The sequence below is a fragment of the Methanohalobium sp. genome (assembly GCF_046546175.1).
Lineage (GTDB): Archaea > Halobacteriota > Methanosarcinia > Methanosarcinales > Methanosarcinaceae > Methanohalobium.
Genome location: NZ_JBKGYF010000056.1, coordinates 1 through 11,221 on the forward strand (window position 1 = coordinate 1; position 11,221 = coordinate 11,221).

Consider the following 11,221-nt stretch of genomic DNA (forward strand, 5'->3'; position numbering starts at 1 on the left):
AAATGAAACTCGCATTAAATCTACGATTTGATGCAATGCTAAAGACACAATGGTTTTCTACCTTCAATCTTTATAAAATATACGATAATTAATTATCATAACGAATTATCAGATTAAAAATATAATATCGTTAATTTAAAAAATTGTCAGAACCATTTAAAAATTGGTGATTAGCATAAATATCAAAACCCCGTATATATATCCAGTAATTATTCTCACTATTCTACTTGCCACATCAATCAGTGGTTGCCTTGATACACCAGAAGCCAAACCTGCCAAAGTTGATGCTTCAGTTCTTTCTGAATATGGATGGGAAAAAAATGGTAATGTCAGTTATGAAAGTTACGAAAAATCAATGACAGGTTTCAATGTATCCATAAATACAGCAATTACAACATATCAGGACAAAATGTTGTCAGACCAGATATCAAGACAGATACAGAATCTACAGACAATCAATAACATCACTTTAAATACAGATTCTGGTGCTGAATATATAGGTTCAAGATTGATAACCATAAATATAACATTACCTGCAGGAGTTGAAATACCTGATACGGTTATGTCTAAAATTGTAGATACCCAGATGGAAGAACTGACAAATCAGGCTAATATTGATAACTTCAACAAAAGAGAGAGTGAAAAAATTGACATAAGTAACGGTTCTACCGCCAATGTAGACTATTATGTTGGATCCGTACCAGCAAACGGATTTTCAATAGATGTCAGGGGTGTTATTGCTTCCTGGTCGAGTCCTGATTCGACAATTATTGCTATTGGTGTTGTTCCTGACGGCGATATTAAATTGAACATAAAGGGTGATGAAATAAAAGTTATAACAATCAATGGTGAAAAGGAAATGGATGACGTCACAGAATTGATTAAATCTATAGATTGAAATAACATAGGTAGCATTTTTATCACATAAATCATATAGAGAACTGTTTATGATAAAAATTGCAATCACTGGTAAAGGCGGAGTTGGGAAAACCACTATTGCAGGTACACTTGCAAGACTGCTCGCACAGGACGACTATCAGGTTCTTGCCATCGATGCAGATTCGGATATGAATCTTGCATCTGCTATTGGTATAGAAAAACCACCTGAACCACTTACAGAATACAAAGACCTGATAAGAGAACGAGCAGGTGAAACAGGTGGAGCATTCAAATTGAATCCTAAGGTAGATGATGTGGTTGACAAGTACGGAGTTGTTGGACCTGATGGAGTAAATCTGCTCGTCATGGGTACCATAGAGCAGGGTGGTAGTGGATGTATGTGTCCTGCTTCTGCATTTTTGCGTGCCTTTTTAAGACATGTCATTCTGAAAGAAAGAAGTGCTGTTATAATGGATATGGAAGCCGGTATTGAGCATCTGGGGAGAGGAACAACCAGAGGTATAGATATGATGGTCATTGTCGTCGAACCTGGCATGCGTTCCGTTGAAACAGCTTCACGTATAAAAGAACTGGCTGGAGAACTGGATATCAAACACGTTGCAGCAGTCATCAATAAAAGCACACTGGCAGATATCAAACCACACCTTAAAGAACTCGGGATACCGGTCCTCGGAGAAATTCCCTACGATGCAGAAATAGTGCGTGCTGATTTTGAAAACACTGCAATTCTAGATACGGGTACAAGTTCAGTGGATGCCATCATGGATATTAAAAATCGGATGATAGAAATGGTTCAAGGATTTGAAAACGAATAATATAAAATTAATTTCCATCATCTTTGAGTTTCATTTTTACTTTTAAAGAAGGTGTCCCTTTTATCCTCGAGTATTCATTTCCAAGACTTCTGCGGTAATCCGAGCGTATCTGCTGTTTAAATTGCTGATCCATCAGCTCATCAAGTTCTTCCTCTGTCAAATCTTCAAGGATTTTGTCTCTGTTTTTTCCATTTTTAACCATGGCCAGTCCTTTGTATATGTTTGAATCTGAAACTACTGAAATCTTCTTTACTCTTGAATTTGGGAGGCCTTTAGGCAGGATTCCATCGTATTTGATGTATCCTGATGAGTTTGTTCCCACTGGGAACGTCTTTCTTTTTAACAAACTTTCCTTTTTTAGATCTGGTGTTCTTCAGTCTACCTTTATTGATATCATCAAAGAATTTGTCATAGGCAAAACATAATCTCTGGAACATATCAAGTCTTACTGATGAGTGTATTGGATAGTCCAGATACTTCAGGTATCTTTCCAGAGATGAATTAGATACTGATGGGCCGAAACTATCGTATAAATCAATTCTGATGGATAGAAGATGGTTCCAGATAGACCTGCAACATTCCAGGGTTTCATCCAGTTTTTCTTCCTGTTAAGGAGTAGGATGAATTCTGAAGCTCAGATTCCTGCATTTCTGACCTTCTTTGCGAACCATCAACTCCACCCTTTTATATGATACTGTTTATACGCTTTATAACTTTATAAATTTTACTTAATGTTAGCGATTATCTTATAAAATCTATAGTTAATCAGACATCAGCGGGGTACGATTCATCCTCTTTAAACGGAGTTTAAAGATATCCTTTAATCTTTGATTTAAGGAGCACGACTGAAGTAGTTGGCTTTCTCTACCCCTGCACCCCATCTATCGTAAAACAAATCTTAGACAACATTGATAAAGGGGTTGTGGTCTATGAACTCAACATCTAATTTAAGCAACTCTTCAAGACGTTCACACAATTTTTCCATGGCAGGGTTTTCTGTGGCATAGTGTGTCGCATCAATCAGGGAAATACTCCCCCGGTTGCGTATTACATCATGTTTGAGCTCACTTGAAACAAATGCATCTACATCATTTTCATGGGCTATATCCAGAAACTGTGGTCTGAATCCACTGCCACCAAACACCATAACTTTTTCTATTGTTTTTTTATCCCCCACATACTGTACATGAGTATCAAGAGATTTGGAAACATGCCTTGCAAAAGTTTCAGTAGAACATGGTGATATTTTACCAATTCGTCCAATTTCCAGTCCTTCAATGTCTGTCAATCCCAAACAATTTGCGAGTATATCGTTTACACCACCCGGTACTTTATCATAATTGGTATGCATGCTGTAGAGTGATATATCGTTTTCAAGTACAATTTTTAATTTGTTTGAGAATGGTTTTGCTATCTTTGTTACCGGTTCAAAAATAAGAGTATGATGGGTTATGAGCAAATCCGCATCTATATCAGCCGCACGTTTTAATACATATTCGGTCGGGTCGAGTGCAACTGCGATTTTTTCAACATCATTACCGAGGTTGATAATATCCCCAATTCTGCCTGTATCAAACTCTTCCGCATATTCTGGAGGTGCAATCGTTTCAAGTACCGGTATAATATCTGTAAGTTTCATATCCTGTACTTATATATGTAACAATATCAAAGTATCGGACTAATATACATCACCAGCATATCTTTGTTCCGTCTCTTTTTACATTGATAACTGATAAATCATTCTCCAGTGTCAAATGACCGCAATTTCGGCAACTATGGACATTCTTCATCCCTAATATCTGATGTTCAAGCTGTTTTTTTTTCAAAAGTAACATAGAATTACACTTATATTTACCATGTTCCACTCCACTTATTATTACACAAACTATTTTGCTTTAATATTCAGGATTCAGATAATTGGGCTGGCACTTATCCCAATCCTGAAGTGACGATTTCTTATTCTTCAGATTATAAGAATTTGTTTCTGACATCAGTGTTTTATTATTTATACGGTAATCGGATTCACACCATTTGAGATATTGACATTTACCCAGTTGATTGTATATTATACACTCAGTACAGTACCTGTGTTTATTGTATCTGGAGTAACCCAGTTCCTCAATTTTACACATCTAAATCACCTTTCATGACAATTAGGGTTATAGTTAAAGTAATCTGTAGAGGTCAATCTCCCACAAATTCGGCAACAATAAAAAGCATTCATACCTATCACCTGCCTTTTAAGCTGTGTTTTACATACTACACACTGTTGTTTAACCTGATTATGCATCATATCCCCCATAAATCGAATTTATTTAGCCCTTAAACCTCCTACCATAAACTGATATAGTTCTTGATCTTCTGAATCCATAGTTTTAGTAAAACTATAGACGATTATATTTCTGGATTTTTTACCTGTGTTTTTACAGGTTGATTTATTGTGCTTGTTTCCCATAATTTGCTATCTCCTGATTTGCATGATTACCACTCCCCAACCCACATATTCCTCTGCTTCATCTTACAACTATAGATTTCCTGAACATTATATATAGTTTATGTATTTAGAATATATCTATCTATATAAAATATATAGACAATGATTGTAAAAAGCAATTTAGAAAAAGTTAATTTTAAAACCTATTTTTGTCATATTGGATATGGGGAGTTAAATAGATGCGAATACCAAAACACATAGGGGTCATACCTGATGGAAACAGAAGATGGGCCATAGAAAGGAATTTATCCAAAGAAGAAGGGTACAACTATGGTGTCGACCCTGGTATTGAATTAATACGAATTTGCAAAAAATTAGGCATAGAAGAATTAACTTTTTACGGGTTTACAATGGACAATACCAGACGAACCTCCGAACAAAGAAAAGCTTTTACCAGTGCCTGTATACAGGCAGGTTACGGTGCTATCAATGAAGGTTCAAATTTTCTGGTCGTGGGTGATACAAAATCACCCATGTTCCCTGATGAATTAATGCCGTACACCTCCCGAAAATCCTTTGGTAGTAGAAATATTACAGTTAATCTGCTCGTGAATTACGGATGGCAGTGGGATTTAAAAGGACTAAAAAATCCAGAAAATGAAAACAAAAAATCAAGTACCAAAAAGGATATTATCAGTTCACTCAAATCAAAAGACATATCCAGAATTGACCTGATTATACGGTGGGGTGGACGAAGACGTTTGAGCGGATTTTTGCCGGTTCAGTCTGTATATTCAGATTTTTATGTTGTAGACGATTACTGGCCTGATTTTAAATCCAAACATCTTTATGAAGCTCTAAAATGGTATGATAAGCAGGATATTACACTTGGTGGGTAATCCTGATCCCCGATATTAACCGTCAAACTTCTTTTAATATATTTAAAATTTATACATGGAATATATAAAAAATAAAATATAACATGAATGATAAAATAGATATAATATATTTAGTAGATTATAATATAAATTTAAAGGTCAGTCAATAATAAGATTGTTCACGGGATGTCAGCATGATAAAAAAAACGATATTTGTACTGTTAGTTTTTATTCTCGGGTTCTGCTCATCAACTGCTGCCTATACATTGGAAGATGTTGAATGGGTGAACGAAAAAACGAAAACACTTGAATGGGGAAGTTCTGCAGCCTACGATGATTATGTAATAACAGCAAGGGATTTTGATTACAAAGAAAGTGGCAAAAAATACGTATCAATCGAAATTAAAAAAAGTGGTGAAAGAAAAAAACTGGGTGCCCTCACAGTAGGTGATACACTTAGTTACCGCGATGAACAGAATGGAGACGATGTAAGAGTCATTATAAAAGAAATAAAAACCAATGTTGATGACTGGACTGGAAACATGGAAGACCCAACGGCAAAAATCCAGATACAAAGAAGGGGTCTGCCTGATTTAAAGATACATATCAATACAGAGAAAAACACATATGACCCAAAAAAGAACTCTAACCCTTCTGAAATAACCGCAAATCTAAAGGTTGAAAACAAAGGCAATGCAAAAATCGAAGATGTCAATTTAAATATTGATACTGATGGACTTGAACTTGTAGATGGAGAACTCGACCATCAGATTGAGTCTATTGACAAAGGTGAAACATCTGAACCTGTAACCATCAAAATGGAAGTTCCACATCTGTGGGATAAAAAATCGTTCGATATATCTGCAGATGCTAACGGAAATGATATTAACAGTGACGGATTCGACACCAGTAATTCAAAATCTATAACCATCAATAAAAAATGGGAACTAGTCATCACAAAAACAGTCACCGAAGAAATCTACGTAACAGACACAGCTTATGTACGTGTAAATGTTAGAAATGACGGACTCTGCAGTCTCGATTCAATAAAAGTCCATAACCCTGTTACTGATAAACTGGAAATTAAGGATAATATCACCCATAACAAAACAATATCGCTTGAACCAGGTGAAAGCACCGAAAAATTGTACAGCTATTCCTTGCGTCCTTTGGAACCGGGCGAATTTAATTTACCTGATGCAGATGCCGGTTTTACAGCCCCCGACTCCAAGAAATATACGGTTTCATCAGGTGAACCTGAAATAAAAGTAAACGGTCCCTACATCATCCTCAACAAAAGTGTTAATTCTACAAGTGTTGTTCCTGGAGGGTACGTAAAAGTCACTGTTGAAGCAAAAAATACTGGAAACAAAAATACCCATATAAATGTTTCTGATACGGATTTACCTCCAACTACTAAATTTGTTGATGGTAACAGGCAAATGGAAGGTGTGGTAAAATCCGGAAAGTCAAAAAGTTTTTCCTACACCATTAAACTGGATGAAGAAGGCGATGTAAAATTACCTGCTGCATCATTGACTTTTGTTGATATGGAAGGATACAGCGGAAAGAAAATATCCGACCAGCCAGAAATCTCAGTAACCACATCAGCAAATACGGAAAAACAGTCAGATGGCACCGGTGAGTCTGAAGGTAGTTCATCCAATGATACTTCCGAGTCTTCTAAATCAGATGCTGTTAATCAGAATGGAGATAGTTCAAAAACCGCGAAACAGCCAGGTTTCAAGGGATTGTTAGCGATTACAATGTTTATATGTATTTATTATCTTCAAAGAAAAAGAAACAGATAAAAACGATGGATGATAATTATGGATCTTCACAGGTTGTACCCGATTATATTATTACTGCTGACATCTGTTGCAATTACCGGAATGGCAGATGCAGATGACGAAAACACCACAAATGATAACAATATGAGCAAATGGCTTCATAAAGGTAATTATACTCTTTACTGGGGAGATGAAATAAATGTCAGCGGCTATGATATTAAAGCTGATGATTTTTCTAAAGCTTCCGAATTCAGCGATATCAAACATGTGGTAATATCAGTTGAAAACAGCACCACTTCCTGGAAGTCGATTCTTTCTGTAAACAACACTACAGTCCAACCTGATTCAAGCTACAACAACAATACTGACTCCAAAATATTTAATGGTTCTTTAAAAGTCACATCATTTGAGATTGTTAACAATGACAGCATTCCAACCCCTTATACAAAAATTGCTGTTTATGAAGCAAGGAATCCGGATGACTTGGAAACTGTTAGAACAGTAAACAATACCTGGATAAACACTACCCTCAATGTTACAAAATGGGGTGAACAAGAAGCATACATCAATGAACGTGCTCGTATAACAATCCAAATTGAAAATTTAAAAGATATTAATTTTGATAATATACAAATAAATGAAACTCTGCCCGAACATTTTGTAGTAGACCCGGATAAAAATATCAATTCCACCATGGAACTGGACGGAAAAAGTACCAAACAATTCAGCTACCATATCAAACCCCTTAAAGCCGGTGAATTCAAATTACCACCCACACGAATAGCTCTTACCCATCTGGGTATTACCTATCATAAAAACATAACCGAATACAAACCAATTCACAACAACACTACAGATCCATCACGGATAACTGTACACGGTCCAAAACTCAATATAACAAAAACGATAGATGCTCCAGAAAATTTACAGGTCGATGATGTGATAAATATCACAGTGGATGTTCAAAACACTGGAGATCGGTCAGCCAGAGTCGATATTAACGACAGCTTGCCAGCTAATGCAGAGCTAATTGACGGAATAACTGAAGATAATCTGATCATGCACCCTTCACAAAAACATAATTTAAAATACTCTATAAAAATGAAAAAAGAAGGAAACATTATGGTTCCTGCGGCAAGTGCAAAAATTGTAGATTCGAAAAGGTACAGTAATACCGAGTGGACTAAAAAGTTTATGTTAAATGTTGGAGATATCCCGGTAGAAAAATCAGATGAGTATAAAAATATTGGAAACAGTACTGAAAATAAAACTGATACATCCAACCGAAACATTACAAAGCAGGACCAGAATGAGGAAGGTATTTTTGAACAGATTAAATCTCTGCCGGATAATATAAACAATCAGATAGATTCAGTGATTGACAAAGTAAAAGGGATTATAGGTTCATTTATATAAATACAATACCTGACATTATAATCATTATGAAAAAAAGGAAAAAGGGCAACTTGGAAGGCATAAACCTGGAAATTGTTTTTGTAGGCAGGTCCAATGTAGGCAAATCTTCATTCATCCGAGAACTTACCGGTAAAAAAGTAAAAGTCGGTAAACGTCCTGGTGTTACGTTAAAACCTCATCATATTAATTATTCGGATTTACTGCTTACCGACATGCCTGGATTCGGGTTTATGAGTGGAGTTAAAGACCGGAAAAAAGACATAGTACATGACAAAATTGTTCGATACCTTGAAAATAACGCAAAAAGGGTGAAAGTTGCTGTTCTGGTAATTGATGGCCCCGCATTTATGGAAATAGCTGACAGATGGGATAGAAGGGATGAAATTCCCATTGATATAGAGATGTTTGAATTTCTAAATGAGCTGGGTATTGACACCGTTGTTGCAGTTAATAAAATAGACAAAATAAAATCCAGTGAGTATAACCAGACCATGGATAATATTGCTGAAAGGCTTGGAATGAATCCGCCCTGGAAACAATGGACAGATATTATTGCACCTGTAAACGCAAAAAAAGGTGATATACAATCAGCAAGAAAGCTTATACAAACATATTTACATAATGCAAAACGCGATGACTTGCTGAAATATATATAATCTATTAACTCAGCGTACATGAAAGTCTGCACCCAGTTCACTGGCAATACGTTCACATTTTTCTATATCAGTTTCTGTAAATCCTACAACTGTCATCCTGGTACGTATACCAGAACTGATAGCTCTCTTTGTGAATTCAAGCATTGATTGATAGGCATTCTTGTATTTTGGCTGACATAGTCTGTTGTATAAATCCACGGATTCAGCGTTCAAACTCACCGATACCGCATCAAGACCCGCTTTTTTTAATTCGGCAACTACATCCCTGTCAGGATACATCAGTTGAGCATGTCCATTGGTATCCAGCCTTACAGTAGCATCATTTCTTTTGAGCCATCGGATTAATACAATCATATCATCCAGTCGGGTAGTGGGTTCTCCAAATCCTGTAAACACAACCTCCTGATATTTTGAAAGATCATTCATTTCCAATTCCTGTATAATTTCCTCAACCGATGGTTCATAGAGAAGACGAAGGTTATATCCGTAAACCCCATCAGATAGGTCGCGTACACAAAATATGCATCTTGCAGTGCATCGGTTTGTGATGTTTAAATAAAGGTTACCGTGTGCTTCATAACAGATTGTTCCGGCTTTTCTGGAACTGTCAAAATAGTATGTCATGTTAACATTCCCAGTTTCCGTTTTCAACTATATTATAATTATTCTGAAAAGTTTTTGGTATCTTTACCAGGTAATACATAAGCGCATTTACACCGTTTTCAAGTTTGGTTATATCTCTGTTAAACCATTCCCCTTCAAACTTATCAACCGATTCAAGTGAATCAGAATCAATATCATAGAGTTCTCCATATATCTGAGATGCATTGCCCTCTACAACACCCGGAAAGATCCCGAAATCAAGCATTGTGAATTTGTTGGCAGTGTATGTACTGCATATAAAATCAGCACCCATTAAAAGGTCACAGTTTGGACAGCCGCGTTTCAATGTACCATAGACAAACAAATACATACTTATGCAAACCCTGGATTCATTTTTAGCAGTGTCTTTTTTACAACATCGGGTAGCTGACCGCACTGTATAGCTTTCATATGTTCAGGTGATGTTAACCTGATAGCTTTAGAAATCATGTAATCCGAGCGCATGAGCCTGTCCATAAGTTTTCTGACATAAACAGCAGTCCTTATTTCCATACCCATCTGAGACCTCCAGCGTTTTTCATATTCCACAAGATCACATTTACCGTCTATAGATTCGGAAGCTGTTTCTCCTGCAACCTTTCCAGCAACCATCGCGGTTGGGATTCCTCCTCCATTGGTTGCGATTATATGTCCGGCAGCATCGCCTACTATTAGTGTGTCATTGGTTGCTGTATATTTTGGTGCCCCTCCTACAGGTACTATACCAGAAACCACTGAAACCACTGATCCGTTTTTCAATTTTTCACTGGCTATTGGATGCTCATACATAAATTTATTGAGATAATCCCTTGCACACATCCCTTTTCCAAACAATGTTTCTCTAATTCCAACTCCTATATTTGCTGTATCATCGCCCTGGGAAATAATCCATGCATATCCACCGGGTACATAATCCTTGCCAAAATACATTTCAACCGCATCTCTGTCCACATCAACCCCACTGAGTTCGTATTCAAATGCAGTACCTATTGACATAGGATCATATTCACGGGTTAAACCCTTGGATTTTGCTACTATCGAATTCGGACCATCGGCACCTATAATCACATCCGATTGGACAGTAAAATTTCCAAAAACACCGTCCAGTTCCAGAATTGAGTTATTTATTTGCGTGACTGTTGTTCCTACCATAAGCTGTGCACCGGCTCTGGTGGCTTCCCTTGCCAGGTATTTATCAAAACGGCGTCTATCTATTGCATCAGCTGTTACGTCGAACTGTTTTGAACAGCCATCCGGTGCGATGAAGCGCTGACAACTGGTTGTAGTATGAATGCACTCAAAGGGATATTCTTCAAGTGTGTAAGGTAATTCAGCGTTTGGGACGAGTTCTCTTAATGTTTCATAATGGGGTAAAAACCCACCACACTGCAGTGGTGTACCTATATCTTTTTTTCTATCGATTAAGAGTGCAGTTTTACCGTTTCTGGCTGCATAATTTGCTGCTGTGGACCCTGCTGGACCGGCACCCACAACAACGATATCATACGATTTTTCGGGTATCATGAAACTCGTATATTTATTGTTTATCAATCTTATAAATGTCTACTTGTATTTGAACCATTATTATAAAAAACAAAGTTTCCGAAATTATATATTATGTAGATGATAAATCCATATTGGGGACTAATATTATCCAGAAACTAAGGTGGGGGTTATAGTATAGGACTAA

General features: G+C 36.7%; 14 protein-coding genes. 6 read left to right on the forward strand and 8 right to left on the reverse strand.

The genetic code is table 11. The features are described 5' to 3' along the window. Window positions 1–166: 166 nt before the first annotated feature. Together ACLFMM_RS06885 and ACLFMM_RS06890 are read left to right on the forward strand one after the other, a co-directional pair. On the forward strand, window positions 167–898 hold the full coding sequence (locus ACLFMM_RS06885) for a DUF6517 family protein (protein ID WP_410807986.1): 732 nt from the start codon (window positions 167–169) through the stop codon (window positions 896–898). 49 nt (window positions 899–947) lie between these two features. Beyond that, window positions 948–1,715, forward strand: a complete 768-nt coding sequence (locus ACLFMM_RS06890; protein ID WP_410807987.1) for an AAA family ATPase — start codon at window positions 948–950, stop codon at window positions 1,713–1,715. A 7-nt stretch (window positions 1,716–1,722) separates the two neighbouring features. On the opposite strand, the gene ACLFMM_RS06895 is transcribed toward ACLFMM_RS06890, so the two are convergent. The 5 genes from ACLFMM_RS06895 to ACLFMM_RS06915 form a co-directional block, all read right to left on the reverse strand. After that, complete coding sequence (locus ACLFMM_RS06895) at window positions 1,723–2,061, reverse strand: hypothetical protein (RefSeq protein ID WP_410807988.1); 339 nt, start codon at window positions 2,059–2,061, stop codon at window positions 1,723–1,725. Further along, a complete protein-coding gene (locus ACLFMM_RS06900; RefSeq protein WP_410808000.1) occupies window positions 1,988–2,311 on the reverse strand; it encodes a helix-turn-helix domain-containing protein in 324 nt (107 codons plus the stop codon). Before ACLFMM_RS06900 ends, ACLFMM_RS06895 begins: the two co-directional genes overlap by 74 nt. A 302-nt stretch (window positions 2,312–2,613) precedes the next feature. Beyond that, entirely contained in the window at window positions 2,614–3,354 is a 741-nt protein-coding gene (locus ACLFMM_RS06905; protein WP_410807989.1) for a Nif3-like dinuclear metal center hexameric protein, read from the reverse strand. 49 nt (window positions 3,355–3,403) lie between these two features. After that, window positions 3,404–3,541 carry a hypothetical protein gene (locus tag ACLFMM_RS06910; protein WP_410807990.1) on the reverse strand — a complete coding sequence of 46 codons (138 nt, stop codon included), beginning with the start codon at window positions 3,539–3,541 and terminating at the stop codon, window positions 3,404–3,406. A gap of 69 nt (window positions 3,542–3,610) precedes the next feature. After that, window positions 3,611–3,847: a hypothetical protein gene (locus ACLFMM_RS06915; protein WP_410807991.1), complete on the reverse strand. Its 237-nt coding sequence runs from the start codon at window positions 3,845–3,847 to the stop codon at window positions 3,611–3,613. 541 nt (window positions 3,848–4,388) lie between these two features. Between ACLFMM_RS06915 and uppS the strand changes: the two genes are divergently transcribed. The 4 genes from uppS (at window position 4,389) to engB (ending at window position 8,889) form a co-directional block, all read left to right on the forward strand. Continuing rightward, complete coding sequence (gene uppS / locus ACLFMM_RS06920; protein ID WP_410807992.1) at window positions 4,389–5,048, forward strand: polyprenyl diphosphate synthase; 660 nt, start codon at window positions 4,389–4,391, stop codon at window positions 5,046–5,048. A 173-nt stretch (window positions 5,049–5,221) separates the two neighbouring features. Continuing rightward, window positions 5,222–6,838: a CARDB domain-containing protein gene (locus ACLFMM_RS06925; RefSeq protein WP_410807993.1), complete on the forward strand. Its 1,617-nt coding sequence runs from the start codon at window positions 5,222–5,224 to the stop codon at window positions 6,836–6,838. Between the two features lie 9 nt (window positions 6,839–6,847). After that, window positions 6,848–8,233 (forward strand): BatD family protein, encoded by a 1,386-nt coding sequence (locus ACLFMM_RS06930; protein WP_410807994.1) that lies wholly within the window; start codon window positions 6,848–6,850, stop codon window positions 8,231–8,233. Window positions 8,234–8,259: 26 nt separating this feature from the next. Then, entirely contained in the window at window positions 8,260–8,889 is a 630-nt protein-coding gene (engB, locus tag ACLFMM_RS06935; protein ID WP_410807996.1) for a GTP-binding protein EngB, read from the forward strand. 9 nt (window positions 8,890–8,898) lie between these two features. Here engB and ACLFMM_RS06940 read toward each other — a convergent pair whose 3' ends face one another. From ACLFMM_RS06940 to ACLFMM_RS06950, 3 genes are read right to left on the reverse strand one after another with little or no spacing between them, the layout of a single operon-like run. Next, window positions 8,899–9,513: a TatD family nuclease-associated radical SAM protein gene (locus ACLFMM_RS06940; RefSeq protein WP_410807997.1), complete on the reverse strand. Its 615-nt coding sequence runs from the start codon at window positions 9,511–9,513 to the stop codon at window positions 8,899–8,901. Between the two features lies 1 nt (window position 9,514). Beyond that, window positions 9,515–9,862, reverse strand: a complete 348-nt coding sequence (locus ACLFMM_RS06945) for a gamma-glutamylcyclotransferase (RefSeq protein WP_410807998.1) — start codon at window positions 9,860–9,862, stop codon at window positions 9,515–9,517. 2 nt (window positions 9,863–9,864) lie between these two features. Further along, window positions 9,865–11,055 carry a geranylgeranyl reductase family protein gene (locus tag ACLFMM_RS06950; protein WP_410807999.1) on the reverse strand — a complete coding sequence of 397 codons (1,191 nt, stop codon included), beginning with the start codon at window positions 11,053–11,055 and terminating at the stop codon, window positions 9,865–9,867. Between the last annotated feature and the right edge of the window lie 166 nt (window positions 11,056–11,221).